We start from the raw sequence: 25,027 nt of genomic DNA on the forward strand, positions 1-25,027 counted from the left end.
GTGGCTGAAACGGGTGAGAGGCATGTCGAGCAGCGACCTCGATGCCCTGCTGAGAGTGACCTCCAACACCTACAAGGGCGAGGGCCCGCCGCACATCGCGTTCGGCACCTACGACGGCGCCGTGGGCAGGCTGGTCCTGGCGGTCACCGGGAAAGGCATCGCGGCCTGCAGTTTCGAGTCCGAGAACGTCGTGTACGAGCGGGTGGCCAAGGAGGTCGGCACGTTCATCGGGCCCGACGCCCGCCGTCTCGACCCGGTGCGCCGGGAGCTCGACGCGTACTTCTCCGGGCGGCTGCGCACGTTCGCCACGCCGGTCGACCTCGCGCTGGCCACGCCGTTCGCCCGTAGCGTGCTGCAGAAGACCATGGCCGTCCCCTACGGCACGACCACGACGTACGAGGAGATCGGCGCGAGCATCGGACGGCCGCGCGCGCTGCGCGCGGTCGGCAACGCGGTCGGCGCCAACCCCGTCTGCGTGATCGTGCCCTCCCATCGGGTGGTCCGTGAGGACGGCGAGCTCGGCGACTACGCCGGAGGCGTGGCCGCCAAGCAGCACCTGCTCAACGTCGAGCGCCGCGTCTCAACGGCCCGCTGACCGGCGCAGGCCCCTGGTGAGCCCACCGGTCAGCCCACCGGTCAGCCCACCGGTCAGCCCACCGATCAGCAGGGTCACCAGGGCGGCGACGAGCGCGCCGCCGAGCGCGCCGTTCATCCACGTCTCCCGTGTGAAGCCGACCGCGTCGCGGGCGGCCGCCCAGAAGTCGTCCCAGCCGGCGACGGTGGGCGTCGAGGTGGTGAACCAGTAGGCGGCGAAGCCGAGCGCCCACGGCAGCAGCATCAGCCAGCGCGAAGGCGCGTCCTCGGCGGTGTTCCAGCGGGCGGCGCCGCCGAGCACGAAGTAGTCGACGGCCAGCACCGCGAACATCGGCACGAACACCGCGCCGATCACGCCGAGGAACGCGCCGTAGGAGGTGACGTCCACGACCAGGGCGATCGCGGTGGTGAGCACGCCGATCGCGGTGGAGACGACCCGCCGGTCGACCTTCGGCATGAGGTTCTGGAGCGAGACGGTGGTGGAGTAGACGTTGGCGAAGGACTGGTCGGTCTCGCGCAGCACCAGGATGCCGAAGAACAGCGCGCCCAGCGGCGCCACGACGAACGGCTGGAACACGACCATGCCGTCGGCCTGGACCGCCTGGGCGCCCGCGATGGCCACCGCGTACACGCCGAGGGCCAGGCAGGCCACCTGGGCGACGGTGTAGCCGCCGACGACGCCGGTGAAGGCGGCCCGGCTGGAGCGCGAGTGCCTGGCGAAGTCGGCGGCCATCGGCACCCACGACACCGACAGGGCGATCACGTAGTCGACGGCCGGGGCGAAGGCCGTCCACGACCCGCCCGTGTACGTCGGCGCCTCGCCCAGGAACGACACGGTGAACCAGATCAGCGACACGATCACGCCGATGGTCACGTACCGGCGCAGCAGCCTGATCGACCCGAGCGGCCAGACGGCCAGCGCGGTGGTCAGCACGCCCGCCACCACGACCCACATTTGGTACGGGACGTCCCCGAAGATGGCGTTCGCGGCCTTGGCGATCACCCAGAGCTCGAAGGCCCCCCAGCCGAGCATCTGCACGATGTTCAGCACGGACGGGACGTACGACATCTTCGCCCCGAACAGCCCGCGCAGCAGCACCATCGCCGGCCGCCCGGTCTGCGTGCCGGGAATGGCCGACAGGCCCACCATGGCGGTGCCGATGAGGCTGCCGACCACGGCGGCCGTGAGCGCGGCCACGAGGCTGAGCGGCGCGCCGCCCAGCGGGTCGATCAGGATGAGCGCCCCGGAGAAACCGAGGAGGCTGACGCCGAGGTTGGCCCAGAGCGCGCCCTGGTCGAGGACGCCGAGGGTCTTGGGGGGCGCGCCGTCAAGGGTCAGCGGTACTTCGTCGACGACATGCGTCATCGCACACTCCCTACGCCGGCATTACCCGGACAGGTTCAGGCGGTCGGCAGCGGCTGTGTTGCTGCCCTCTCAGCCCGGCACCCCGAGCTCCCGCGACTATGCAGTTGGCGCCCTCATCATGCCTCAATGGCGGCAGAACCGCCACAGTGGGGCATTCAGGCCACGAACGGCTGCTGTCCGGTCTCGCTGACCATCGGACGGCGGGCGAACTCCCACGACTGCATGCCGCCGCCCACGTTGACGGCGTCGCGCCCGAGCTGGTTGAGCCACGCCGTGACCTGCATCGACCGGCCGCCCACCCGGCACACCACGTAGACGGTGCGGTCGGCGGGCACCTCCTCGACGCGGCCCTGGATCTGCGACATGGGGATGTGCACGGCCTCGGGGGCGTGGCCGGCGAGCCATTCGTCCTGTTCGCGGACGTCGAGCAGGTAGGCGTCGTCGGGAACGGCGGTGGCCTCGATCTCTGGAACGGTCATGCTTCCATCATCCCGCGCCCGGGACCCTACTTGAGCAGGCGCGACATCCGCCGGTCGGCCAGCGGCCTGCCGCCCGTCTGGCAGGTCGGGCAGTACTGGAGCGAGGAGTCGGCGAACGACACCTCGCGGATCGTGTCGCCGCACACGTCGCACGGCTGGCCCGCCCGGTTGTGCACGCGCAGCCCGGACTTCTTCTCCGCCTTGAGGTCCTTGGCCGCCAGCCCGTGCGCCCGCTCGACGGCGTCGTGCAACGTCGTCACGATGGCCTCGTGCAGGTCGGCGATCTGCGCGTCGGTCAGCGTCGCCGCGATCTTGAACGGCGACATCCTGGCGGCGTGCAGTACCTCGTCGGAGTAGGCGTTGCCGATGCCGGCGATCACCTTCTGGTCGCGCAGCAGGCCCTTGATCTGGGCACGGTTGCCGCCCACGATGCGCTTGAGCGCCTCGACGGTGAAGGCGTCGTCGAGCGGGTCGGGGCCCAGGGCGGCGACGCCCGGGACGTCCTCCGGCTTGTCGGTGACGTAGACGGCCAGCCGCTTCTGCGTGCCGGCCTCGGTCAGCTCGAACCCGGGGGCCAGGCCGTCGTCGTCGGGCGCCAGCCGTACGCGTACGGCCAGCGGCCCCTTGCCCGGCCGCACCGGCCGCGCGCCGGACAGGTCGTCACGCCAGCGCAGCCAGCCGGCGCGGGCCAGGTGGATGATCAGGTGCAGGCCGTCGCAGTCGAGGTCGAGGAACTTGCCGTGCCTCGACACGCCCGTGACGGTGAGCCCGCCGAGCGCGGTGACCGGCGGGTCGAACGTCTTGAGCGCCTGGAAGGCGACGACGTCCACGCCCGCGATCGAACGGCCGACCGCCCGCTCGCGCAGGAAGTGGGTGAGCGACTCCACTTCGGGAAGTTCCGGCATGCCACCAGGGTATGGCGCGCGCCGGGCCGTCACGCGACTACGGCACGTCCCAGAAGGCGAGTTCGTGGGCCATGCCCTCGGCGAACAGCGCCTCCGCCCGTACGGGGTCGGGGTCGGCCTCGTCGATCATCTGCCCGATCCGTACGGTCAGCGCCGCGAAACCGGGATCGGCGTACGTGTCCACCCAGGCCCGGTAACGCGGCTCGGCGGGCGGGTTCTCCGCAAGGATCTTCCCAAGACTCGAATATCCCCACATGCACGGATAAAGCGCGGCCAGCCCCTCCCCATAAGACCCCGCCGCCTCCAACAGGAACGCCGTGTACGCCACACACGCCGGCCCCTTCACCGCGTTGTCCAGGTCGGCCCCGAACTCCGCCGACAACGACCGATGCAGGCGCAACTCGTCGTGGTACGTCGCGTGCGCCAGATCCACCAGGTCCCCCAGATGCCCGTCCGGCGCCTGCCAGGCCAGCCTGGAGAACACCCGCACGTAGTCGAGCAGGTACAGGTAGTCCTGCTCCAGCCAGGACCGGAAGACCGGCTCCGGCAGGTCGCCACGCCCGATCCCGGCCACCGTGGGATGGTCGAGCTGCGCCTGGAGCAGCGGACGTCCGATCGCGTGAAGTTTTTCCGAGATGCTCATGCTGGGAGGTTAGTGTCGAGGCATGACCGTGACGATCGCCGAAGAACTCCTCCTGCTCGCCTACAGCGAGGAGGAAGGCAGGCAGCTCATCGGGGGCATCCAGCTCGACCCCGCGCTCGGCGGCGCGATCCTCGCCGAGCTGGCCGCCGCGGGCCGCGTGGAACTGGCCGACGACAAGGTGACGGTCAAGGACCCGGCCCCGCTGGGCGACGAGGAGCTCGACGCCGCCCTCGCACGCATGGCCGAGGACGGCAAGGCCAGGAAGCCCGCGTGGTGGGTGCAGCGGTTGCAGTCGGGCAAGCTGCGCTGGCGGCTGCTCACCAGGCTCGCCGAGTCGGGCGTGCTGGCCGAGGAGCGCAGGAAGGTCCTGGGGATCTTCCCGACCACCCGCTGGCCGGAGTCCGACCCTCAGGTGGAGGCCGACGTGCGCGAACGCGTGACGGCCGTCCTCGCCGGCGCCGAGCCCGACCAGCGCACGGCCACCCTGATCGCGATCATGTACGCGGCGAAGCTCGACCTCAAGGCGTTCCCCGGCGCCGACCGCGGGCGCGTCAAGGAGATCGCCGAGGGCGAGTGGGCCGGCCAGGCGGTCGCCAAGACGATCAGCGCCATCACGGCGGCCGTCATCCTCACCACCACCACCGCCGCGACCGTCGCCGCCACGAGCTGATCCGCAGTCCTGTGAGGCGCGCCGGGAGCGCGCCTCAGGGGACGGGTCAGCCCGCGTCCACGATCTCCTTCGGCACCGGCTTGTCGGCCTTCAGGGCGTCGAAGAGGGCCAGCGCCTTGAGCCGGTCCCACTTGACCGCCGCGCCGCCGCCCGCGACGATCTCGTTCCCGCCGAACGGCACCACGGTCGTGACCGGGCTGTCGCCCATGGCCAGCCCCAGCGAGAGCATGTCGAACGCGCCCGTGCTCGAGTCCACCTCGACGGCGTCCGTGGCGCTCATGGCCAGCGGGATCGACGTGAACGGGTTGATCAGCACACCGGGGCTGGCGGCCTTCTTCACCACCGCGCCGAGGAACTGCCGCTGCCGCTTGGTGCGCTCGAAGTCCGGCAGCGCGCCGCCCTTGCGGGTGCGCACGTAGCCGAGGGCCTGGGAGCCGTTGAGCACCTGCTTGCCCTTCTTCAGCTTGAGCCCGGCCTTGGGGTCGTCGACGTCGGCCCGGACGTTGATCTCGACGCCGCCGACGGCGTCCACGATGCCCACGAACCCGGCGAAGCCGATCTCCATGTAGTTGTCGACGTGCACGCCGGTGACGGTCTCGACCGTGCGCACCAGCAGCTTCGGCCCGCCGGACGCGTACGCCGCGTTGAGCTTGTCGCGCCCCCGCCCCGGGATGGTCACGGCCGAGTCGCGCGGCAGGCTGACCAGGGTGGGCTTGTCGCCGTTGTCGGAGATGTGCAGCAGCATCATCGAGTCGGTGCGCTGCCCGACCGCGCGCCCGGTGGCCAGCTTCTTGCGCTGGGCCGCGGTCAGGCCCTTGCGGCTGTCGGAGCCGACCAGCAGCCAGTTGGTGCCGGGTGTGTCGGCGGGACGGCCCTCGTACTCGTCGAGCACGCCGTCGATGCCCGCCAGTCTGGAGTCGACCCAGAAGAACAGGCCCACGGCCGCCACCAGGAGCAGCGCGACCAGGCCGGCGACGATCTTCAGCACGGTCCTGCCGCGCACCCGTGGCCTTCTGGGTCCGCGCGGCCCCTCCGGCGCGGGCTCGTCCGACGACCTGAGCGGTTTGACCGGGCTGTTCCCGGCGCGCTCCCGCCCGTAGACCTTGCCGCCCGAACTGGGAGGCGGCGGGGACTGCTGCTCGTCGGAGTAGGCGGGCAGCTTGTGGGTGGGCGCGTTCGGCACGCCCGGCGGAACCTGGTGGGCGGGTGCGCCACCGGAGCGGGGACCGTCGCCGGGCCTCGGTGGCAGCGGGCGGCCGTCGCCCGGCGAGCGCATGGCCCGCGTACGGTCGTCCTCAGACACTTCGCCTTCTTCCCTTCGATTTGCCATAGACGCTACGTCCAACCCCCTTGCAGTGAAGACATCTCACCAAGTTTCTCCCACGGACAAGTACACAGAACTAGCGGAGAGTCACTGCGGAAACATAGACGCGGACTGCGTCGTTAGCGTTATGGACGACCTCTATCGAAGGGATGATCGTGTCCGCTCCGGACTCGTGGAGTCTTGGCCCGTGCCTCGGCACGGGTTCCTCTGAGGGCTCACTCTGGTGAGCGCCTATCTCGGCCTGCTGGCCCTTTTCCTCCTCACCGCCGCCACCGGCTACTTCGTCGCCCAGGAGTTCGCCTTCGTCGCCGCCGACCGGGGTCTCCTGCGCGAGCAGGCCGCCGCCGGTGACCCCGCAGCCGAAAAGGCACTGCAGGTGACCTCCCGGCTCTCGTTCATGCTCTCGGGCGCCCAGCTCGGCATCACCGTCACGGCCCTGCTCGTCGGTTTCCTGGCCGAGCCCGCCATCGCCGTCCTGGTACGGCCCTGGCTCGGCACCACGGGCCTGCCCGACGCCGCGATCACGGGACTGTCCGTGGCCGCCGGTGTGTTCGTGGCGACCGTGGTGCAGATGGTGCTCGGCGAGCTGGCGCCGAAGAACCTCGGCATCGCCAGGCCCGAGACCGTGGCCAAGTTCCTGGCCGGGTCCACGCTGGTCTACCTGGCGGTCGTGGGGCCGGTCGTCAAGCTGTTCGACTCCGCCGCCACCGGGCTGCTGCGCCGCGTCGGCATCGAGCCGGTCGAGGAGGTCGAGCACGGCGCGACCCCGGAGGAGCTGTCCCGGATCATCGAGGAGTCGACCCAGGCGGGCGAGCTGCCCCCGAGGCTTTCGGAGCTGCTGGAGCGCGCCCTGGAGTTCGGCGACCACAACGCCGAGGAGATCATGGTGCCGCGCCCCCGCGTGGTGGCGCTGCGCGACTCCCAGCCCATCTCCGACCTGCTTGAGGTCATGCGCGAACGCGGCCACTCCCGCTACCCCGTGGTCGGGGACGACGGCGACGTGGTGGGCGTGACGGGCGTGCGCGAACTGCTGGAGTCCGGCCTGGACGAGGGCCTGGTCGGCAGCGTCACCCGTCCCGCGCTGCTGGTGCCCGACTCGTTGCCGCTGCCGGCCGTGCTCGACCGGATGCGCGCGGCCAACGACGACATCGTCTGCGTCATCGACGAGTACGGCGGCCTGGCCGGCGTGCTGACCGTCGAGGACCTGGCCGAGGAGCTGGTCGGCGAGCTCGTCGACGAGAACGACCCCGAGCCGGCGGGCGCCGTCGAGCGTCCCGGCGGCGTCTGGGAGGTGCCCGGCTGGCTCAGGCTCGACGAGGTCGAGCGCGCGACCGGCGTCGCGCTGCCGGAGAGCGACGACTACGACACCCTCGCCGGCCTGGTGCTGGCCAGGCTGGGCCGGATGCCCGACCCCGGCGACGTGGTGACCGTCCCGATCGAGGGGGACACCGACCCGTTCGCCGACGACGCGGCCGAGCACCTGGCGGAGCTGACCGTCATGTCGCTCAACCGCCGGGTCCCCGAATGGGTGCGGCTCGCGCCCGTGCAGCACGCGGAGGCGTCCCGATGACGATGATCCTCATCAGCCTCGCGCTGCTGTTCTTCAACGCGCTGTTCGTGGCCGCCGAGTTCGCGTTCGTCTCCGCCAGGCGGCACCGCCTTGAGGAGATGGCCTCGGGCGGCAACCGCCTGGTCAGGGTCGCGGCCAAGTCGGCCGTGGGCGGCGGGCGTCAGCTCTCGCTCATGCTGGCCGGCGCGCAGCTCGGCATCACGCTGTGCACGCTGGGCCTGGGCCAGGTCACCGAGCCCGCCATCGAGCACTTCCTGGAGCCGGCCTTCGCGGCCGTCGGCGTGCCGGAGTCGTTGCGCATGCCGATCGCGTTGACGATCGCGCTGGCGCTGGTGACGTTCCTGCACATGGTGGTGGGCGAGATGGCGCCCAAGTCGTGGGCGCTGACGCACCCCGAGCGGGCGGCGCTGGTCCTGACGCTGCCGTTCCGCGGGTTCACGCAGCTCATGCGCCCGCTGCTGTCGTCGCTGAACGCGCTGACCAACCTCATACTGCGGCTGTTCGGCGTGCAGCCGCGTGACGAGCTGGCCACCACCCGCACTCCCCGGCAGCTCGCCATGCTGGTGGGCGAGTCGGGCCGGATGGGCCTGCTCGACCGCGAGGAGCACGACCTGCTCACCCGCGCGCTGCGGCTCCAGGCCGAGGGCATCGAGCGCCTGATGGTCCCGATCGACCGGGCCGTCAAGGTGCTCCCGACCGCCGGAGCGGCCCAGATCAGGGCCAGGGCGGCGGGCAGTGGCCACCTGCGGCTGCTGGTGGGCGGCCCCGCCGGGATCGAGGGCGTCCTGCACGCCCGCGACGCCCTCCTGCAGCCCACGCTGACGGCCGGGGAACTGGCCAGGCCGCTGCCGAGGCTCGCCTGCGTCACACAGGTCCCCGAGGCTGTGACGGCCCTTCAGGAAGCCCGTGCGCACCTGGCGCTGGTCACCGGCCAGGGCGGCGCGGTCATCGGCATGGTGAGCCTCACGGACCTGCTGGGCGAGCTCCTGGACACCAAGGCCGCCTCGCGCGCCTACTCCCCGGCGGCGAACCCGTCGAGGTAGGCGGCGTGCTGGGCCCGCTCGGACTCGATCAGCGCGTGCGGCTCGGCGTAGACGTGCTCGAACATCGCAGAAGGGACGGGGTCGGGCAGTTCGAGGCAGCGCCTCCGCAGCTCGGCCCCGATCTTGGCGGCGTCGGCCTCGACCTCGTCGAAGAAGTCCTCCCCGGTGCCGGCCGCGGTCAGGTACGCCCTGACCCGCTCGATGGGGTCGCGCCGCCGCCATGCCTCCACGTCGTCCTTGGCCCGGTAGCGGGTGGGGTCGTCGGAGGTGGTGTGCGCCCCCATCCGGTACGTGAACGCCTCGACGAGCGTGGGCCCCTGCCCTGACCGCGCGTCCGCCAGCGCCTTGCGGGTGACCGCGAGGCAGGCCAGCACGTCGTTCCCGTCGACCCGGACGCCGGGGAAGCCGAAGCCCTCGGCCCTGCGGTACAGCGGGATGCGCGACTGGCGTTCCTGCGGCTCGGAGATGGCCCACTGGTTGTTCTGGCAGAAGAACACGATCGGCGCGTGGCAGGCCCCCGCGAAGACGAACGCCTCGTTCACGTCGCCCTGGGACGTGGCGCCGTCGCCGAAGTAGGCGATGGTCGCCCCGGCCTTGTCGGTGCCGATGACGCCGTCGCGCTGCATGCCCATCGCGTATCCGGTGGCGTGCAGCGCCTGGGTCCCGATCACGATCGTGTAGAGGAAGAAGTTGTGCCGGGCCGGGTCCCAGCCGCCGTGGTTGACGCCCCGCCACATGGCGACCACGTCGAGCGGGTCCATCCCGCGGCAGTAGGCGACCCCGTGCTCCCGGTACGAGGGGAAGACGGCGTCCAGATCGCCGACGGCGCGCCCGGAACCGACCTGGGCGGCCTCCTGACCGAGCAGGGACGTCCACAGCCCCAGCTCTCCCTGCCGCGCGAGCGCGACGGCCTCGGAGTCGATCCGCCGGACGATCACGAGATCCCGATAAAGACTGCGAATCTCATCATCCGAGATAAGCAACGGATATTCCGGATGCTCCACGCGCTCGCCGGAGGGCGTGAGCAACTGAACCATCGAGTCATCCATGAGCGGCAACCCCCCTGAACGGAACCCAGCGGCCACAGTTTGCCGTAGCCCCCAGGATCACCCGAACCCGCCCACCAAACCAATGTGACCTAAATCACGCAAGCCACGCGAAAGCCCCCTGCAAGGACCCCGATCTAAAGTCGTTTGAGCCACGTCACAAGAAAGAAACCACAGGACCCTTGCGAACCAAGACACGGTACGAAACGGTGGGCCAGTCCAAAAGAGGCGAGAGGGCAACCACCATGAACGGGGGCCCGGAAGAGAATCCCCCGAAGCTTGTCCCCTGGGGGTCCGGGGGTCGTCCCCCGGGCAGATATGACGAGGGGACCCGAGGAAGCCGACCTGTAAGGCCGGCGACCAAGGATCCCCTAGTCACCAAGTGGGCGAGGAGGGATTTGAACCCTCACGTCCTTTCGGACACACGGACCTGAACCGTGCGCGTCTGCCGTTCCGCCACCCGCCCGTTTGTGGGTGCGGAGAAACAGTAGCACGGAACAGCCACTGGTACTGAACCCGGATACGATCGCAGAAGACACGGAAGCGGAGGAGCTGGGCGCGACTGGCAACGAGCGTCACGACGCCGCCACGTGGGACGAGCGGAAACCGGGCGCCGGAAGCGTCTGGGGCCGCGATCATATGCAGGGAAGAAGGGAGGTACCCGGTGGGAGTCCTTCAGCGCTTCGAGCGAAGGCTCGAAGGCTTGGTTGAGGGGGCCTTTGCGCGGGCGTTCAAATCTGACCTTCAGCCGGTCGAGGTCGCCAGCGCGGTTCAGCGGGAGATGGATGAGCGGGCGGCGATCGTCGCACAGGGCCGCACGCTCGTGCCCAACGACTTCGTGGTGGAGCTGTCCACGACCGACAGCGAGAGGCTTGAGGTCTACGCCGACAGCATCAGCCACGAACTGGCCAACCTCGCCAGGGAGTATGCCAAGGAACAGGGCTATTCCTTCGTGGGACCGGTCCGGGTGCGCTTCGAGACCGCCGGAGACCTGGCTGTGGGCCTGTTCCGCATCCGGTCGGGCGTCATCCGCGGCGCGACGGTCGAGCAGGACGAGATCCGCCAGCCGGCGAGCGACCTGCCCCCGTCCAGGCCCGGGGCCTTCAACGGGCGGCCCAGGCTGCTCGTCTCCACCCAGGACGACCCGCAGGGCGACCGCTCCTACGAGCTCACCACGCCGGTGACCTTGCTCGGCAGGGGCACCGACTGCGATCTTCGTCTTGTCGATCCGGGAGTGTCGCGGCATCATGCGGAGCTGCGCGTCGAGGGCCAGCTCGTGGCCCTCGTCGATCTCGGTTCGACGAACGGCACCTTCGTCAATGGCCAGCCGGTACGCAGAATCGAGCTCCAGAACGGCACGCGAGTGACGCTGGGACGCACGACTCTGGTGTTCCGGCGCGATTAGGGGTAGACAGACGGTCCATGTCCGAGCTCACGCTGCTGCTGATCCGGCTCGCCTTCCTGGCGGTGCTGTGGTTCTTCGTCATTGCCGCAGTCGGCGTGATCCGGACTGACTTGTTCGGTTCACGCACGGCTCCCGCGGGCCCACGGAAAGCCGTGAAGCCCGCCAAACCGGTGGCCAAGCCCAAGAGCAAGAAGGGCGAGCCACGCCAGCTCATCGTTACCGGTGGCCCATTGCAGGGCACCACCATTAACCTCACGGAGACGCCCATCACCATTGGCCGGGCGAACGACGCCACGCTGGTAGTCAGCGACGACTACGCATCCAGCCGGCATGCCCGGCTCTTCCCTCAGGACGGTCAGTGGATCGTGGAAGATCTCGGTTCGACCAACGGCACGTATCTCGACCGCTCGAAAGTCACCCGTCCGACCCCGGTGCCGCTCGGTGTTCCGATCCGTGTCGGCAAGACAGTCATTGAATTGCGCAAATGACCATCGCACTCCGCTACGCCGCCCGCTCGGACGTCGGCCTCCTCCGCGAAGGGAACGAGGACTCGGCGTACGCTAGCGGCCGCCTGCTGGCCGTCGCCGACGGCATGGGCGGGCACGCACACGGCGAGGTGGCGAGTTCTGTCGCCATCGCCGCCATGGCCTCTCTGGAAGAGGCCCAACAGGGGGGTGACCTGCTCAACGCCATCGAGGCAGCGGTACGCGACGCCAATCGCCGGCTGCACGAGATGGTCGGGCGGGATCCCAGCCTCAAAGGCATGGGCACGACGCTCACCGCCATGCTCTGGAACGGCACCCAGGTCGCCCTGGTGCACGTGGGCGACTCGCGCGCCTACCTCCTGAGACGCGGCGAGCTCTACCAGATCACCCATGACCACACCCTGGTGCAGCAGCTCGTCGACGACGGGCGCATCACGCCCGAAGAGGCGGCCACGCACCCCCAACGATCGATCCTGCTGCGCGCCCTCGACGGCAGCGGCGAGGTCGACCCCGACCTCACGCTGCGCGAGGCGCAGGTGGGCGACCGCTACCTGCTCTGTTCCGACGGCCTGTCGGGCGTGGTGAGCGCAGAGACGCTGCACGCCACGCTCACCAACATCGACGACCCCGAAGAGGTGGTCCGCCAGCTCATCGATCTGGCGAACCGGGGCGGCGGGCCCGACAACATCACGTGCGTGCTCGCCGACGTGCTGGAGATCACCGACGGCCAGGAGGTTCCCGCGGAGCCCGCGGTGGTCGGCGCCGCGGGGATGACCAGGCTACGAGGAGGCGCCCCGGAGACCCAGCCGGGGCGAGTGAGCGCGGTGACCGCACCCCAGCCGGCGATCACCGACGGCGACGACTTCGATGAGCCGGTCGCGCAGGCGACCCGGCGTTCGGGGCGGCGTCGTCGTGTGTGGCCCGTGCTGGTCACCGTGCTCGGGGTGGGCGTCGTCGCCTTGGGCGCCGGCGGTTACCTCGGATGGCAGTGGACCCAGGACCAGTTCTTCGTCGGTGCCAGGGGCGACGAAGTGGTCATCTTCCAGGGGATCAAGCAGGAGGTGGGCCCGATCGAGTTCTTCCACGTGGAGAAGCGCACGGGCCGTCCGCTCTCCAAGCTGTCCCCGGCGGACCAGGCCCTGATCAAGAGCGGCATCCCCGTCACCGACGTCGACGAAGGCGTGACGAAGATAAACGGATTGAAGTTCTCCCAGGACGACAAGGGCGACACGGGCGACACGACCTCCACCACGGCCACGTCCCCGACTCCCTCCGCCACCAAGACGAAATCGCAATAAATGGCAGAAATGCTCGCGACCCCCGTCCCGATGCCGGCCAAACGGCGGATGGCCCAGCTGGTCCTGCTCGCCTTGGCGGTGCTGATCATCATGGGCGCCTACGCCAACGTCGGCCTGGCCGTCGACGGCAAGGTTCCCGCCGGCATGCTGGCCTACGGGCTGGGCCTGGGCGGCCTGATGCTGGCGGCCTACCTGGTGCTGGCCAAGTTCGCACCGTGGGCCGACCCGCTGATCCTGCCGCTGGTGACGCTGATCAACGGTCTCGGGCTGGTGATGATCTACCGGCTGGAGTCGGCCGACATGGGCGGCGCCTCCACGACCAACCAGATCATGTGGACCGGGGTCGGCGTCGTGATGTTCTCGATCACCCTGGTCGTGCTGCGCGACCACCGCATGCTGCAACGCCTGACGTACACGGCGGGCGCGGTGGGCCTGGTGCTGCTGGCGATCCCGGCGCTGCTGCCCGGCTCGCTCAGCGAGGTGCAGGGCGCGAAGATCTGGATCCGCATCGGCGGCTTCTCCATCCAGCCGGGCGAGTTCGCCAAGCTGGCGCTGGTGATCTTCTTCGCCGGCTACCTGGTGGCCAAGCGTGACGTGCTGGCCCTGGCCGGGCGGCGGTTGCTCTTCATCGACCTGCCGCGGGCCAGAGACCTCGGCCCGGTCCTGGTCACCTGGGGGCTCAGCCTGCTGGTGCTGGTCTTCGAGAAGGACCTGGGCACCTCGCTGCTGGTGTTCGGCACGTTCATCGCGATGCTCTACATCGCCACCCAGCGCACCTCGTGGGTGCTCATCGGCATCCTGCTCTTCGTCGGCGGCGCCTTCCTCGCCGGGCAGGTCTTCGACCACGTCGGCGCGCGTTTCGCCGCCTGGCTCGACCCCAGCAACCCGGTCTTCTTCGGCACGGCCCCCGTCTGCCTGGAGGACCCGCCGGGCGACCCGATGTGCAGCAAGAGCTACCAGATCATGCAGGGGCTGTTCGGGTTCGGCGCGGGCGGCATCCTCGGCACCGGGCTCGGCCAGGGCCACCCCGACCTGATCCCGCTGAGCTTCTCCGACTTCATCTTCGCCGCGACCGGCGAGGAGCTCGGGCTGACCGGCCTGATGGCGCTGCTCATGCTCTACGCCCTGCTGGTCGAACGCGGCCTGCGCACCTCGCTCGTGGCCCGCGACCCGTTCTCGAAGCTGCTGGCGGGCGGCCTGTCGTTCATCCTCGCCTGGCAGGTGTTCATCATCGTCGGCGGCGTGACGAACCTCATCCCGCTGACCGGCCTGGTCACCCCGTTCATGTCGCAGGGCGGCTCGGCCCTGCTGGCTAACTGGATCCTTATCGCGCTCCTGGTACGCATGTCAGACGCGGCGCGACGGCCCCCGCCCCAGGCGATCCAGAACGAAGGACTCACCCAGGTGTTCCAGCGATGAACAGCACTCTGAAGCGCGCGGCCGTGGCCTGCCTGGTCATGTTCGCGCTTCTGATGATCAACGTGAACATCCTCCAGGCGGTCCGGGCCGACGACTACCGCTCCAACCCGAGCAACCGCCGCAACTACTACGAGCGCTACGCCGTCGAGCGCGGCCGGATCACCGCCGGCGGCAAGGTGATCGCCCAGTCGGTGGAGACCGACAACAAGAACTTCCGGTTCATCAGGAAGTACGCCGACGGGAAGCTCTACGCGCACGTCACGGGCTACTTCTCGCCCGAGAGCGCGAGCGCGATCGAGGGCACCCAGAACAAGCTGCTCGACGGCTCCAGCGCCGACCTGCTGCTGCGGCGGAGCATCGACCTGTTCACGGGCGAGCCCACCAGGGGCGCGAACGTCGACCTCACGATCAACCCCAAGGCGCAGAAGGCGGCCTACGACGCGTTGCGTTCGAGCGGCAAGCGCGGCGCGCTGGTGGCGCTCGACCCGAAGACCGGCGGGATCCTGGCGATGGTGTCGCTGCCCACCTTCGACCCCGCCGAGCTGTCGGGCACCGACAAGGGCAAGGTGTTCGGCCGCTACAACGAGCTGGACAAGGACAAGAGCCAGCCGCTGCTCAACCGGGCCATCGCCCAGACGTACCCGCCGGGGTCGACGTTCAAGGTGGTGACGGCGGCGGCGTACCTGGAGGACGACTCCTCGCGCGGCCCGAGCACCACCGTCGAGGCGCCGCAGCGGCTGCCGCTGCCCAACACCACCATCAGCCTGCCCAACTACGGCGGCGCGGCCTGCGGCGCCGGCCAGGTCCAGCTCGTGTACGCGCTGGAGAAGTCCTGCAACACGCCGTTCGCCAAGATCGGCATGCAGCTGGGCTACGACAAGCTCAACGAGCAGACCGAGAAGTTCGGCATGGGCAAGCAGATCGGCGTGCCGATGTCGGTGGCCCAGAGCGACTTCGGCAGCAAGTACGACGACGCGGCGCTCGCCATGGCCTCGATCGGCCAGCGCGACAACCGGATGACGCCCCTGCAGATGGCCATGGTGGCGGCCGGCATCGCCAATGACGGCAAGGTGATGAAGCCGTACCTGGTGAACAAGATCACCGACTCCAAGAACGACGTCATGGAGGAGGCCAAGCCCGAGGAGCTGACCGAAGCGGTCAGTTCCGAGACGGCGGGCAAGCTGCGCGACATGATGGTGAGCGTGGTCAACAACGGCACGGCCAACCTCGCGCAGGTGCCGGGCGTCCAGGTGGCGGGCAAGACCGGCACCGCGGAGACGGCCGACGGCGCGCCGCCGCACGCCTGGTTCATCTCCTTCGCGCCTGCCGAGGACCCGAAGGTGGCGCTGGCGGTCATCGTCGAGTCCGGCGCCGCCAACGTCGGCGCGGAGGCCACGGGCGGCCACACCGCCGCCCCGATCGCAAAGGCTGTGCTGGAGGCGGTGCTGAACAAGTGAATGACGGTAACGTGCTGGGTCATGCGGCTCCGTAACCGCTATCTCCTGCTCTCCCGCATCGCCACGGGCGGTATGGGAGAGGTGTGGCGCGCCCGTGACGAGCTTCTGGGCCGCGAGGTCGCGGTCAAGATCCTGCGCAGCCACATGCACGCCGACCCCACGTTCCGCGAGCGCTTCCGCAACGAGGCGCGCCTCACCGCCGCCCTGGCCGACCCCGGGGTGGCCCAGATCTTCGACTACGGCGAGCAGAGCGACCTGGCCTACCTCGTGATGGAGCTGGTGCACGGCGAGCCGCTGTCGGCCATCCTGGCGCGCAACGGCGCGCTCGGGCCCGAGGTGGCGCTCGACGTGGTGCACCAGACCGCCAAGGCGCTGCACGCGGCCCACTCCTCCGGGATCATCCACAGGGACGTCAAGCCCGGCAACCTGCTGGTCACCCGCGAGGGGACGATCAAGGTGACCGACTTCGGCATCGCCCGCGCCCTGGAGGCCGCGCCGGTGACGCAGACCGGCACGGTGCTCGGCACGGCCCAGTACGTCAGCCCCGAGCAGGCCCAGGGTTTCCCGCTCACCCCCGCGACCGACCTCTACTCGCTGGGCGTGGTGGCCTACGAGTGCCTGGCGGGCCACACGCCGTTCCGGGCCGACAGCCAGGTGGCGATCGCGCTGCTGCACCTCAACGAGCAGCCGCCGCCGCTCACCGCGGACGTGCCCGTCCCGGTGCGCGATCTGGTCATGACGCTGCTGGCCAAGGAGCCGGGGATGCGTCCGGCCTCGGCGCTGGAGGCGGCCGACCGGGCGTACGTGCTGCGCCAGTCGCTGGTCGAGGGCGTCGAGCAGGGCGCCGTCCTCAGCATGTTCACCGATCCCGCGGGTTTCCGGGTGCGCGAGCCGGCCACGGAGGACCAGCAGGCGACCGAGAACCTCGCCCCGGCGACGACGGTCCAGAGCCCGCCCGAGCCGCCGGCCCGCAGCCGCCGCGGCGCGAGGACGCTGGCGCTGGTCGCCACGGCCGGCTGCGTGGCCGCGGTGGGCCTGAGCGCGATCACGTTCGCCAATCGCGATACGACGCCGCCGCCGCTTCCGGAGATCGCCGAACCCAGCCACTCCCCGATGCAGTCGCCTGAGCTGCTCAGGCCCACGCGGACGAAGAAGCACACGCGCCGACCACCCGCGCTTCCGGTGAAGTCGACGCGGCCGGTACCCTCGCGGTCGGCTACGGTAAGCAAGTCGGCTGCACCTACGAAGAAGCCGTCACCGAAGCCAACCCCGACCACCCGTACCCCGACTCCCACCCCCACCACCCCAACGCCCAGCAGGACACCGACAACTCCGACACCAACCGCTTCGCCGGACCCGGGTGGTACAAACCCGCCGCAGGAGGAGACGTGATGCGCTACGGGGTCGATGATGGACACCGGCGGCCCCCCGAGCAGGCCGGTACCCAAGATGAACGGTAAGGGACAGTGCAGGAAATGACTCAGCCTCGGCTACTCGGAGGTCGTTACGAGCTCGACGGTGTCGTCGGGCGCGGCGGCATGGCCGAGGTGTATCGCGCCCGAGACATCCGGCTGGACCGCATAGTCGCGATCAAGACCCTCCGCTCCGACCTGGCGCGCGATCACACCTTCCAGGCCCGTTTCCGCCGTGAGGCGCAGTCGGCGGCCTCGCTGAACCACCCCGCCGTCGTCGCCGTCTACGACACCGGCGAAGACGTCACCGACGGCACCCCCGTGCCCTACATCGTGATGGAGTACGTCGACGGCAGGACGCTGCGCGACCTGCTGCGCCAGGACCGGCGGCTGCTGCCCGAGCGGGCGGCCGAGCTGGTCGACGGCATCCTGCGCGCGCTCGACTACAGCCACCGCGGCGGCATCGTCCACCGTGACATCAAGCCGGCCAACGTGATGATCACGCGCGCCGGCGACGTCAAGGTGATGGACTTCGGCATCGCGCGCGCGATGGCCGACTCGGCCGCCACCATGACCCAGACCGCGCAGGTGATAGGGACCGCCCAGTACCTGTCGCCCGAGCAGGCCCGCGGCGAGCGCGTCGACGCCCGCAGCGACATCTACTCCACCGGCTGCGTGCTGTACGAGCTGCTCACCGGCCAGCCGCCGTTCACCGGCGACTCCCCGGTGGCGATCGCCTACCAGCACGTCCGCGAAGACCCGATCCCGCCCTCGCAGATCGACCGCGAGATCCCGGCGTGGGCCGACGCGATCGTGCTCAAGGCCATGGCCAAGGACCCGGCCCACCGCTACCAGAACTCCGGCGAGATGCGGGCCGACATCCAGCGCGCCATGTCCGGCATGCCGGTCGACGCGCAGACGATGGCGATGACCGGGAACTTCAACCAGGGCACTCGCATGATGACCGCCACCCAGGCGGCCCAGGGCCCGGCCACGCAGCGCACCGGCGCGATCCCGCCGTACGAGTACGAGGGCGGCGACGGCGGCAGCCGCGTGGGGCGGCGCAGGGCGTCCGGCGGCGGTGGTGGCAACGCGCTCAGGACCGCGCTGTGGATCGTCATCCCGCTGCTGGTCATCGGCGCCTTCGTCACGGTCGGCTACCTGGTGTTCGGCACCAAGGCCACGCCCACCGACGCCGGGATCCCCATCCCGGCCCTGGCCACGCAGAAGCTGGAGCCCGCTCAGCGCGCGCTCATCGGCCTGGGCCTGAAGCCCGAGGTGGTGCAGGAGGCCAGCGACGAGTTCGGCAAGGGCACGGTGATCAGGACCGAGCCCGCGGAGGGCGAGAAGGTCGACAAGGGCGCCACGGTCAAGCTGTTCGTCTCCAAGGGCAAGGAGAAGGTCGCCGTCCCCGACGGGCTCATCGGCATGACCACCACGGAGGCGATCAAGGCCCTCGACGACGTCGGGCTGAAGGGCGTGGTCAAGACCAAGCAGTCCAGCAAGCCGCAGGGCAAGGTCTTCGAGACCAAGCCGGCGGCCGGCACCGAGATCGAGAAGGACACCAGCGTCACCCTCTACGTGCCCTTCGAGCTGACCGAGCTGCCCGACGTGACCGGCTACACCCAGCAGGACGCCACCGCCACGCTCAAGGGCGCCGGCTTCAAGGTGAAGGTCTCGCCGCAGGCCAACGACCAGGCCGAGGGCACGGTCATCCAGCAGAACCCGCCCGCGGGCCAGAAGCTGATGCCGGGCACGACGATCACGATCGTGGTGTCCACCGGTCCCGAGACGGCTCCGCCGCCCACCAACGAGCAGCCGACCGAGCAGCAGCCGACCGACGACCAGACGGACTTCCCGTCCGACGAGCCGACCGAGGACAACCCGATCGGCGACGACGAGTTCTGACGGCTGACGAAGCATGACGGGCCGCCTTTCCCCACGGGGAGGGCGGCCCTCGTCGTTCTCCCGGAAGGGTTCCGCGGCGCCGGCCGTCCAGCGGCGGGCGCGAAGAGCGCCCCCGCCGCTCGGGGGCAACGGCGGGGGCGCTCATTTGGTAGTCGCTCTGCGCGAGCCGGGCGTTACACGATCCCGCGCAGCCAGTTCCCCAGCAGCCGGTGACCGTGCTCGGACAGCACCGACTCGGGGTGGAACTGAATCCCTTCGATCGGCGCGTGGCGGTGGCGCAGGCCCATGATGACCCCGTCGTCGGTGCGGGCGGTCACGTCGAGGACCTCGGGGACGGTCTCCGGCAGCACGGCGAGCGAGTGGTAGCGGGTCATCGGCACCGGCGACGGCAGGCTCTCGAAGACGCCCTTGCCGTCGTGGAACACCGGGCTGGTGCGCCCGTGGACCAGCTCGGGCGCGCGGGCCACGGTGGCGCCGAAGGCGACCGCGATGGCCTGGTGGCCGAGGCAGACGCCGAGCAGGGGAGTGCCGCGCTCGGCGGCGCGCAGCACCAGAGGCACGCTCACGCCGGCCGCCTCCGGCGTGCCGGGCCCCGGGCTGACGAGGACGCCGTCGAAGCCGTCGCCGTCGCGCACGCCGACGACGTCGCGGGGGCGGACGTCGCAGTCGGCGCCCAGGACGCGCAGGTACTGGACGATCGTGTGGACGAAGCTGTCGTGGTTGTCCACGACCAGCAGGCGGGTCATCTTCTTACGGTCACCTCGTCGAGCGTCACCGCGGGCTCCAGGAGCGGGAACACGGCATACCAGAGTACGACCCCCACGACCACGACCAGCAAGGCGGCCGTCAGCACCTTGGTACGGGGGTCGCCGGGCAGGTTGCGCCAGATCCAGCCGTACATGTCATTCCTTTCTGAGCTCGGTCTTCTTGAGGACGCCGTACACGATGAGGCGTTGGGCGGCGGAGTACTCGGGGTGGCAGGTGGAGAGGGTGATGTACGCGCGGATGGGGCGGATGTCGGGCTTGCCGGGCACGGGGGCGAGCACGTCCACCTCGGTGGGCTCCACGATGTCCTGGGACGTGACGCGGTAGGTGTAGCGGGCCTCGGGGGCGTCCACGATGATCTCGTCGCCGCGTTCGAGCTCGTCGATCTCGTTGAACGGGGCCGCGTACGTGGTCCGGTGGCCCGAGAGCACGAAGTTGCCGATCTGGCCGGGCATGGCGCTGTCGGGGTAGTGTCCCGGGCCCTTCTTCAGGTGCTCGGCGTCCACGCCCTCGACGATGGCGTACCGGTAGTCGTGGCCGAGTCTCGGGATGCTCAGCATGGCGACGGCCTTGCCGAGCTCGATCTTGTCGATGCGGCCGCGGTCGTGCTCCGCCTTCTCGGCGGCCAGCTCGCGCTGGAGCAGCAACTGCTGGCTCTTGGTGTAGGCGCCCGTGCCCCAGAGCAGGTAGGCGCAGAACAGCATGAGGACCAGGCCGGCGGTGATGCTCAGCTCCCCCACGGCCCGGAAGATGGACCGCATGTCGTCAGCGTATTCGTCACATCTCCCGACGCGGGGGATCGCCATGGCGTGCGCGTGGCGACTATCCTGGGGCACGCTTCAACTACGCTTAACGAAGAGCCTGTGGACGATCCGGAAGCCCAGGCCCTCAGCAGGAGTTACCCAGTGCCCAAGTCCAAGGCTCGCAAGAAGGCGGTTTACACGCCGCCGCAGAAGTCCCAGCAGATCAAGGTCAGCCCGCGCTGGCTGGCGCCCACCATGGTGGTGTCGTGGATCATCGGCATCCTGTGGATCGCGATCTACTACGTCGCCCCGCAGGCGCCCTTCTTCAGCGACCTCCAGAACTGGAACCTGCTGATCGGGTTTGTGTTCATCATCTTCGGTGTGGTTCTTTCCACCCGCTGGCGTTAGTTCTTTCCACAGTCTTTTCCACAGCCTGGGGAAGTCAGATCGAGCTCAGGATCGCCGAGGTCCGGGCCATCACGAGCACGGCTAGCACGGCCAGCGCTCCCACGATCGCCAGCACCTGCCACAGGGTCCTGTTGTTCTTGGGGGCGTAGGCCATCGCTCCCGCCAGCAGCGAGCCGGTGATCAGGCCGCCGACGTGCCCGGTCCAGCTGATACCGGGGAACACGAAGGTGATCACCAGGTTGATCACGATGAGCATGGCGATGCCGCGTACGTCCATGTTGAGCTTGCGGCTCACCACGAAGATGGCGCCGAACAGGCCGAAGATGGCTCCGGACGCGCCCACCGTCGGCTGGCTCAGCGGGTCGAGCCAGAGGCTGAGCGTGCTGCCGCCGACGGCGCTGATGAGGTAGAGCGACGCGAAGCGCACGTGGCCGAAGGCGCGCTCCAGGTAGGGCCCGACGACGTAGAGGGCCCAGCAGTTGAACAGGATGTGGAAGACGCCCGCGTGCACGAACGCGGCGCTGACCAGCCGGTAGTAGTCGCCGAGTACCGCCACTCCGGCCGGCCACATCTGCAGCGTGCCGGTGACCGTGGGCATGACGTATTGGGCGCCGAAGACGAGGACGTTGAGGGCCAGGATGGCCCAGGTGACGTACGGCGTGCTGACGACCTGGCCGCCGAAGGTGGAACGGGCCTGGCGGAAGCCCTGGTTGCCCTGGGCGACGCATTCGGGGCACTGGAAGCCCACGGCGGCGTCGCGCATGCAGTCGGGGCAGATGGGCCGGTCGCAGCGCTGGCAGCGGACCCAGGTCTCCCTGCCGGGGTGCCGGAAGCACGTGGGGACCGCCTCGGCGGGCTGCTCGGGCTGCGAGGGCGGGCTGGGCGGCTGGCTGGTCATGTCCAGAGCCTATGACGTACCAGACCCAGCTGTGTGCCGTCGATCAGGGGTTCTGGGGCTTCCCCAGGGGGCGGGACCCGAGAGTGGCCCGCCCCCCGCAGGGATCGGCTCAGCCCTGTACGCGCTCGATGGTGACCGACTCCAGGACGACTTCCTGGACGGGCCGGTCGCGCCGGTCGGTGTCGGTCTTGGCGATGGCGTCGACGACCGACTGGCCCTCGACGACCTCACCGAAGATCGTGTGCTTGCCGTTGAGGTGCGGCGTGGGCACGACCGTGATGAAGAACTGCGAGCCGTTGGTGCCCTTGCCGAACCGCACGCCCGCGTTGGCCATGGCCAGCAGGTAGGGCCGGTTGAAGTAGAGATCCGGGTGGATCTCGTCGTCGAACTCGTAGCCGGGGCCGCCGATGCCCTGGCCGAGCGGGTCGCCGCCCTGGATCATGAAACCGGAGATGACCCGGTGGAAGACGGTCCCGTCGTACAGACGGGCGGTGCTCTTCTCGCCCGACTCCGGATGGGTCCACTCGCGGGTGCCCTCGGCGAGCTCCACGAAGTTCCGGACGGTCTTCGGCGCCTGGTTCGGGAAAAGCTCGACCTTGATGTCGCCGCGATTGGTCTTCAAATTAGCGATCAGCTTCTCAGCCACGAGACAGCTGCCCCCCTCTATGTACAGGGTTGTATGTGATGTCCTGAGGAATATGGCCGTTCGGCCTCCTCGGCCATCCTCCCATGGACCGCCATGATTGAGCCGCCTTGTCCAGGGAACGTCAAGCGCGGGGCCCCAACGACAGGGGAGGTTGTCGTGTCCCTGACACTGAAGAGACGCCGCGTGGTAATAGAGGTACCCGCCACGTGGATGGGCCGAATGAAGGCCCAGGCCGTCAAGACCGGCCATCGCATGGCGCCAATGGCGGACCAGGCCAAGGTGGCCACCGCCCAGCGCATCGAAGACGCCCGTTACTGGGCGGCGCCTAGGCTCGACGCCGCGGCGCACGGGTTCGAGGATCAGGTCGCTCCCAAGGTCAGCAGGATGCTGACGGCGGCGGCCAAGCGAATCGACCCGAAACCGTCCCGGTCACGGCGGTGGCCGACGATGGTGCTGCTGACCGGTCTTGCGGTCGGCGCGATCGGTTACATGGCCTACCGCCGCAACGCCCAGCAGTGGACCGAGCACATGAAGGACTCTGCCTCCGATGCGTCACGCTGGGTCAGCGAGAAGGCGGACAGGTCCGCGCAGTCGGCGGACCGGATGGCGTCCAACGTGCAGAACAAGACGGATCAGGCGTCTCACCACAGGCCCTGATCCGGCTCGAAAGCGCGCCCCCGCTCTCGTGAGAGCGGGGGCGCGCTTCGTGTTCCCCCGGCCTGTTGACGGCTAACCAAGCGCTTGTTACAACTCCGGGCATGGCGCTGTCACCGCTCGACGATCACCCCGTGCACCAGACCGCCCAGGTCATGCGGCACGTCGCCACCTCCGACCGCAACTTCTACGACCGCTACTACTTCAACTGCCACGCCGGCACCGACGAGCTCATGCTGATCGTCGGCCTCGGCCAGTACCCCAACCTCGGCGTCACCGACGCCTTCGCCTGCGTACGGCACGGCGACCTGCACCGCGTCGTACGCGCCTCGCGCGAGCTGGGCCCCGACCGGATGAACACCGGGATCGGCCCGTTCCGCGTCGAGGTCGTCGAAGGGCTCAAGCGGCTCCGCGTGATCCTGGAGCCGAACGAGCATGGCCTGTCCTTCGAGCTCGACTGGGAGGGGACGATCCCGGCGACCCTCGAACCCCGCCATTTCCTGCGATGGCAGGAGCGGGTCATGTTCGACTCGGTACGGCTCGCCCAGACCGGCCGCTGGACGGGCAGCATCACCATCGGCGACCAGGTGATCCCGGTCACCCCCGACCGCTGGCTCGGCACCAGGGACCGCTCCTGGGGCGTCCGGCCGGTCGGCGAGCCCGAGCCGCCCGGCATCCAGGCGAACAACTCCGGCACGTTCTACTGGCTGTACGCGCCGATGAGGTTCGACGACCACGCCATCCTGTGCATCGTCCAGGAGGACGAGCATGGCCGGCGGCTGCTGGAGGAGGCCGTGCGCGTGTGGTCGGACGGGCGGGAGGAGGAGTACCTCGGCCGGCCGGACTACCGCCCGGTCTACGCCCCTGACACCCGGGACGTCGTGGAGGCGGTGATCGCCTTCTCGCCGCCGGGCGGCAGACCGTTCGAGGTGCGCTGCACGCCGGTGCTGCCGGTCCATCTCATGGTCGGCACCGGGTACGGGTTGGAGCCGGACTGGAGGCACGGCATGTACCAGGGGCCGGGGCCGGTCGTGCAGGGAGTGACGTACCGGCTGCCCGACGACGCCGCCAGGATGTGGGGCCTGGTCGACGCCGTCGGCCGCTTCGAGTACGACGGGCTCGTCGGCCACGGCCTGTTCGAGTACTGGGCGCTGGGCCCGCACCCGTCGTTCCCTGGACAGAACTAGTCGACGGGCTTCGCCTGCGCGCAGACGATCTGGACGACCTTGCTGGGGTCGTCCGCGTTCACGGCGCCCGGCGGGAGCTCGGTCGCAGGCAGCGCGGGGACCGCCCGAACCGTCTCGCCCTCGGGCAGGGTGGCGCTCGGCGCGTCCTCGGGGGTGGCGGGAGCGATGGGCGCGGCTTCGGGGGCGCCGGGCGCGCCCTCAGGGGCGGCGGGGGCGCTGGGGGTGGTGGGGGCGGCCTCGGTGGTGGTCAGGGGGGAGATCTCGACCGTGACGCCCGGCTCGGCGTCAGGTGCGGGCGCGCCGTCCTTGCGCTCGCCCTTCTCGTCGCGGGCGACGAACACGCGGGCCGCCACGCTGTGGACGAACTTGACCTCCTTGCCGTCCGGCGTCCGGCAGGACACCCCGGCCATGGTGGGGGCCATGGTGGGGGCCGCAGTGGCGGCCACGGTGGTGGCGGCCACGGTGGTGGCTGCGGGGACGTCGGGGGCGGGGGGCGCGTTGGCCAGGGCGGAGCCGCCCAGGACCGCGAGCGCGAGCACCCCCACCGTGCCGAGGACCGCGAGACGTCGCTTGAACATGCATTCTCCTCAGTCGAATCCAGTCGAATTCAGTCGCATCCATCCGAACGCCCCGATCGTGCTCGCCCACACCTGAAGCGATCCTGAACGCGCCCAAAATGATCTTCAGGTTGGCTTTAGGTTC

26 protein-coding genes, 1 tRNA gene and 1 riboswitch are annotated in these 25,027 nt (G+C 69.8%); of the genes, 14 read left to right on the forward strand and 13 right to left on the reverse strand.

Features of this window, described 5'->3' with window-relative positions; all coding sequences use genetic code 11:
* The first annotated feature begins 22 nt into the window (after positions 1-22).
* The gene (locus tag AB0J97_RS02005) at positions 23-595 is read left to right on the forward strand and encodes a methylated-DNA--[protein]-cysteine S-methyltransferase (RefSeq protein ID WP_357693116.1); all 573 of its coding nucleotides are present in this window, start codon (positions 23-25) and stop codon (positions 593-595) included.
* Here AB0J97_RS02005 and AB0J97_RS02010 read toward each other — a convergent pair.
* The 4 genes from AB0J97_RS02010 to AB0J97_RS02025 form a co-directional block, all read right to left on the reverse strand.
* Positions 581-1,960 (reverse strand): cytosine permease, encoded by a 1,380-nt coding sequence (locus AB0J97_RS02010; protein ID WP_364083331.1) that lies wholly within the window; start codon positions 1,958-1,960, stop codon positions 581-583. The two genes, AB0J97_RS02005 and AB0J97_RS02010, sit on opposite strands and share 15 nt — an antisense overlap.
* A riboswitch (TPP riboswitch) is annotated at positions 1,951-2,064 on the reverse strand. Its footprint overlaps the gene before it by 10 nt.
* A 51-nt stretch (positions 2,065-2,115) precedes the next feature.
* Entirely contained in the window at positions 2,116-2,439 is a 324-nt protein-coding gene (locus tag AB0J97_RS02015) for a rhodanese-like domain-containing protein (protein ID WP_357693120.1), read from the reverse strand.
* A 26-nt stretch (positions 2,440-2,465) separates the two neighbouring features.
* On the reverse strand, positions 2,466-3,344 hold the full coding sequence (locus AB0J97_RS02020) for a DNA-formamidopyrimidine glycosylase family protein (protein ID WP_357693122.1): 879 nt from the start codon (positions 3,342-3,344) through the stop codon (positions 2,466-2,468).
* Positions 3,345-3,381: 37 nt separating this feature from the next.
* The gene (locus tag AB0J97_RS02025) at positions 3,382-3,987 is read right to left on the reverse strand and encodes a TenA family protein (protein WP_364083336.1); all 606 of its coding nucleotides are present in this window, start codon (positions 3,985-3,987) and stop codon (positions 3,382-3,384) included.
* A gap of 22 nt (positions 3,988-4,009) precedes the next feature.
* Between AB0J97_RS02025 and AB0J97_RS02030 the strand changes: the two genes are divergently transcribed.
* Positions 4,010-4,657 carry a GPP34 family phosphoprotein gene (locus AB0J97_RS02030; protein ID WP_364083339.1) on the forward strand — a complete coding sequence of 216 codons (648 nt, stop codon included), beginning with the start codon at positions 4,010-4,012 and terminating at the stop codon, positions 4,655-4,657.
* Positions 4,658-4,703: 46 nt separating this feature from the next.
* Here the strand turns inward: AB0J97_RS02030 and AB0J97_RS02035 are convergent, their stop codons facing one another.
* Entirely contained in the window at positions 4,704-5,960 is a 1,257-nt protein-coding gene (locus tag AB0J97_RS02035) for an LCP family protein (protein WP_364083342.1), read from the reverse strand.
* A gap of 244 nt (positions 5,961-6,204) precedes the next feature.
* On the opposite strand from AB0J97_RS02035, the gene AB0J97_RS02040 reads away from it, so the two are divergent.
* Together AB0J97_RS02040 and AB0J97_RS02045 are read left to right on the forward strand one after the other, a co-directional pair.
* On the forward strand, positions 6,205-7,551 hold the full coding sequence (locus AB0J97_RS02040) for a hemolysin family protein (protein WP_364083345.1): 1,347 nt from the start codon (positions 6,205-6,207) through the stop codon (positions 7,549-7,551).
* On the forward strand, positions 7,548-8,594 hold the full coding sequence (locus AB0J97_RS02045; protein WP_357693132.1) for a hemolysin family protein: 1,047 nt from the start codon (positions 7,548-7,550) through the stop codon (positions 8,592-8,594). The genes AB0J97_RS02040 and AB0J97_RS02045 overlap by 4 nt, the downstream gene beginning before the upstream one ends.
* Here AB0J97_RS02045 and pdhA read toward each other — a convergent pair.
* Positions 8,564-9,643: a pyruvate dehydrogenase (acetyl-transferring) E1 component subunit alpha gene (pdhA, locus tag AB0J97_RS02050; RefSeq protein ID WP_357693134.1), complete on the reverse strand. Its 1,080-nt coding sequence runs from the start codon at positions 9,641-9,643 to the stop codon at positions 8,564-8,566. The genes AB0J97_RS02045 and pdhA overlap by 31 nt on opposite strands.
* A 380-nt stretch (positions 9,644-10,023) precedes the next feature.
* Positions 10,024-10,106, reverse strand: a tRNA-Leu gene (locus tag AB0J97_RS02055).
* A 198-nt stretch (positions 10,107-10,304) separates the two neighbouring features.
* Between AB0J97_RS02055 and AB0J97_RS02060 the strand changes: the two genes are divergently transcribed.
* From AB0J97_RS02060 to pknB, 7 genes are all read left to right on the forward strand, one after another.
* The gene (locus AB0J97_RS02060; protein WP_125640997.1) at positions 10,305-11,045 is read left to right on the forward strand and encodes a DUF3662 and FHA domain-containing protein; all 741 of its coding nucleotides are present in this window, start codon (positions 10,305-10,307) and stop codon (positions 11,043-11,045) included.
* Between the two features lie 17 nt (positions 11,046-11,062).
* Positions 11,063-11,533, forward strand: a complete 471-nt coding sequence (locus AB0J97_RS02065; protein ID WP_357693136.1) for an FHA domain-containing protein — start codon at positions 11,063-11,065, stop codon at positions 11,531-11,533.
* Positions 11,530-12,828: a Stp1/IreP family PP2C-type Ser/Thr phosphatase gene (locus AB0J97_RS02070; protein ID WP_357693138.1), complete on the forward strand. Its 1,299-nt coding sequence runs from the start codon at positions 11,530-11,532 to the stop codon at positions 12,826-12,828. Before AB0J97_RS02065 ends, AB0J97_RS02070 begins: the two co-directional genes overlap by 4 nt.
* Positions 12,829-14,247, forward strand: a complete 1,419-nt coding sequence (locus tag AB0J97_RS02075; protein WP_357693140.1) for an FtsW/RodA/SpoVE family cell cycle protein — start codon at positions 12,829-12,831, stop codon at positions 14,245-14,247. It abuts the gene before it with no gap.
* Positions 14,244-15,704 carry a penicillin-binding protein 2 gene (locus AB0J97_RS02080; RefSeq protein ID WP_357693142.1) on the forward strand — a complete coding sequence of 487 codons (1,461 nt, stop codon included), beginning with the start codon at positions 14,244-14,246 and terminating at the stop codon, positions 15,702-15,704. The genes AB0J97_RS02075 and AB0J97_RS02080 overlap by 4 nt, the downstream gene beginning before the upstream one ends.
* 21 nt (positions 15,705-15,725) lie before the next feature.
* On the forward strand, positions 15,726-17,096 hold the full coding sequence (locus tag AB0J97_RS02085) for a protein kinase (RefSeq protein ID WP_357693144.1): 1,371 nt from the start codon (positions 15,726-15,728) through the stop codon (positions 17,094-17,096).
* A gap of 83 nt (positions 17,097-17,179) precedes the next feature.
* Positions 17,180-19,024 carry a Stk1 family PASTA domain-containing Ser/Thr kinase gene (pknB, locus tag AB0J97_RS02090; RefSeq protein WP_364083354.1) on the forward strand — a complete coding sequence of 615 codons (1,845 nt, stop codon included), beginning with the start codon at positions 17,180-17,182 and terminating at the stop codon, positions 19,022-19,024.
* 173 nt (positions 19,025-19,197) lie between these two features.
* On the opposite strand, the gene AB0J97_RS02095 is transcribed toward pknB, so the two are convergent.
* The 3 genes from AB0J97_RS02095 to AB0J97_RS02105 are packed head-to-tail and all read right to left on the reverse strand — an operon-like array spanning position 19,198 to position 20,550.
* Positions 19,198-19,770 carry a gamma-glutamyl-gamma-aminobutyrate hydrolase family protein gene (locus tag AB0J97_RS02095; RefSeq protein ID WP_357693148.1) on the reverse strand — a complete coding sequence of 191 codons (573 nt, stop codon included), beginning with the start codon at positions 19,768-19,770 and terminating at the stop codon, positions 19,198-19,200.
* Positions 19,767-19,925: a hypothetical protein gene (locus tag AB0J97_RS02100; protein ID WP_364083357.1), complete on the reverse strand. Its 159-nt coding sequence runs from the start codon at positions 19,923-19,925 to the stop codon at positions 19,767-19,769. Before AB0J97_RS02100 ends, AB0J97_RS02095 begins: the two co-directional genes overlap by 4 nt.
* A 1-nt stretch (position 19,926) precedes the next feature.
* Complete coding sequence (locus AB0J97_RS02105; protein ID WP_357693152.1) at positions 19,927-20,550, reverse strand: class E sortase; 624 nt, start codon at positions 20,548-20,550, stop codon at positions 19,927-19,929.
* Between the two features lie 144 nt (positions 20,551-20,694).
* Between AB0J97_RS02105 and AB0J97_RS02110 the strand changes: the two genes are divergently transcribed.
* Positions 20,695-20,940, forward strand: coding sequence for a cell division protein CrgA (locus AB0J97_RS02110; protein WP_357693154.1), 246 nt, complete (start codon positions 20,695-20,697; stop codon positions 20,938-20,940).
* A 34-nt stretch (positions 20,941-20,974) separates the two neighbouring features.
* Here the strand turns inward: AB0J97_RS02110 and AB0J97_RS02115 are convergent, their stop codons facing one another.
* Together AB0J97_RS02115 and AB0J97_RS02120 are read right to left on the reverse strand one after the other, a co-directional pair.
* Positions 20,975-21,838 (reverse strand): rhomboid family intramembrane serine protease, encoded by an 864-nt coding sequence (locus tag AB0J97_RS02115; protein WP_357693156.1) that lies wholly within the window; start codon positions 21,836-21,838, stop codon positions 20,975-20,977.
* A gap of 109 nt (positions 21,839-21,947) precedes the next feature.
* Complete coding sequence (locus tag AB0J97_RS02120; protein WP_357693158.1) at positions 21,948-22,484, reverse strand: peptidylprolyl isomerase; 537 nt, start codon at positions 22,482-22,484, stop codon at positions 21,948-21,950.
* Between the two features lie 219 nt (positions 22,485-22,703).
* Here AB0J97_RS02120 and AB0J97_RS02125 point away from each other — a divergent pair, with 219 nt between their 5' ends.
* Together AB0J97_RS02125 and AB0J97_RS02130 are read left to right on the forward strand one after the other, a co-directional pair.
* A complete protein-coding gene (locus AB0J97_RS02125) occupies positions 22,704-23,141 on the forward strand; it encodes a hypothetical protein (protein WP_357693160.1) in 438 nt (145 codons plus the stop codon).
* Between the two features lie 101 nt (positions 23,142-23,242).
* On the forward strand, positions 23,243-24,325 hold the full coding sequence (locus tag AB0J97_RS02130; protein WP_364083362.1) for a hypothetical protein: 1,083 nt from the start codon (positions 23,243-23,245) through the stop codon (positions 24,323-24,325).
* Here the strand turns inward: AB0J97_RS02130 and AB0J97_RS02135 are convergent.
* Positions 24,322-24,903: a hypothetical protein gene (locus AB0J97_RS02135; RefSeq protein ID WP_364083365.1), complete on the reverse strand. Its 582-nt coding sequence runs from the start codon at positions 24,901-24,903 to the stop codon at positions 24,322-24,324. The genes AB0J97_RS02130 and AB0J97_RS02135 overlap by 4 nt on opposite strands.
* Positions 24,904-25,027 lie beyond the last annotated feature (124 nt).

The organism is Nonomuraea sp. NPDC049607 (assembly GCF_040675375.1).
Classification (GTDB): domain Bacteria; phylum Actinomycetota; class Actinomycetes; order Streptosporangiales; family Streptosporangiaceae; genus Nonomuraea.

Excerpts from the sequence above, each read along its gene's own strand:
- AB0J97_RS02005 (WP_357693116.1), top strand. The coding sequence starts at position 23 with ATGTCGAGCAGCGACCTCGATGCCCTGCTGAGAGTGACCTCCAACACC.
- AB0J97_RS02010 (WP_364083331.1), bottom strand. The coding sequence starts at position 1,960 with ATGACGCATGTCGTCGACGAAGTACCGCTGACCCTTGACGGCGCGCCC.
- AB0J97_RS02015 (WP_357693120.1), bottom strand. The coding sequence starts at position 2,439 with ATGACCGTTCCAGAGATCGAGGCCACCGCCGTTCCCGACGACGCCTAC.
- AB0J97_RS02020 (WP_357693122.1), bottom strand. The coding sequence starts at position 3,344 with ATGCCGGAACTTCCCGAAGTGGAGTCGCTCACCCACTTCCTGCGCGAG.
- AB0J97_RS02025 (WP_364083336.1), bottom strand. The coding sequence starts at position 3,987 with ATGAGCATCTCGGAAAAACTTCACGCGATCGGACGTCCGCTGCTCCAG.
- AB0J97_RS02030 (WP_364083339.1), top strand. The coding sequence starts at position 4,010 with ATGACCGTGACGATCGCCGAAGAACTCCTCCTGCTCGCCTACAGCGAG.
- AB0J97_RS02045 (WP_357693132.1), top strand. The coding sequence starts at position 7,548 with ATGACGATGATCCTCATCAGCCTCGCGCTGCTGTTCTTCAACGCGCTG.
- pdhA (WP_357693134.1), bottom strand. The coding sequence starts at position 9,643 with ATGGATGACTCGATGGTTCAGTTGCTCACGCCCTCCGGCGAGCGCGTG.
- AB0J97_RS02065 (WP_357693136.1), top strand. The coding sequence starts at position 11,063 with ATGTCCGAGCTCACGCTGCTGCTGATCCGGCTCGCCTTCCTGGCGGTG.
- AB0J97_RS02070 (WP_357693138.1), top strand. The coding sequence starts at position 11,530 with ATGACCATCGCACTCCGCTACGCCGCCCGCTCGGACGTCGGCCTCCTC.
- AB0J97_RS02075 (WP_357693140.1), top strand. The coding sequence starts at position 12,829 with ATGGCAGAAATGCTCGCGACCCCCGTCCCGATGCCGGCCAAACGGCGG.
- AB0J97_RS02080 (WP_357693142.1), top strand. The coding sequence starts at position 14,244 with ATGAACAGCACTCTGAAGCGCGCGGCCGTGGCCTGCCTGGTCATGTTC.
- AB0J97_RS02085 (WP_357693144.1), top strand. The coding sequence starts at position 15,726 with ATGCGGCTCCGTAACCGCTATCTCCTGCTCTCCCGCATCGCCACGGGC.
- pknB (WP_364083354.1), top strand. The coding sequence starts at position 17,180 with ATGACTCAGCCTCGGCTACTCGGAGGTCGTTACGAGCTCGACGGTGTC.
- AB0J97_RS02095 (WP_357693148.1), bottom strand. The coding sequence starts at position 19,770 with ATGACCCGCCTGCTGGTCGTGGACAACCACGACAGCTTCGTCCACACG.
- AB0J97_RS02100 (WP_364083357.1), bottom strand. The coding sequence starts at position 19,925 with ATGTACGGCTGGATCTGGCGCAACCTGCCCGGCGACCCCCGTACCAAG.
- AB0J97_RS02105 (WP_357693152.1), bottom strand. The coding sequence starts at position 20,550 with ATGCGGTCCATCTTCCGGGCCGTGGGGGAGCTGAGCATCACCGCCGGC.
- AB0J97_RS02115 (WP_357693156.1), bottom strand. The coding sequence starts at position 21,838 with ATGACCAGCCAGCCGCCCAGCCCGCCCTCGCAGCCCGAGCAGCCCGCC.
- AB0J97_RS02125 (WP_357693160.1), top strand. The coding sequence starts at position 22,704 with ATGAAGGCCCAGGCCGTCAAGACCGGCCATCGCATGGCGCCAATGGCG.
- AB0J97_RS02130 (WP_364083362.1), top strand. The coding sequence starts at position 23,243 with ATGGCGCTGTCACCGCTCGACGATCACCCCGTGCACCAGACCGCCCAG.
- AB0J97_RS02135 (WP_364083365.1), bottom strand. The coding sequence starts at position 24,903 with ATGTTCAAGCGACGTCTCGCGGTCCTCGGCACGGTGGGGGTGCTCGCG.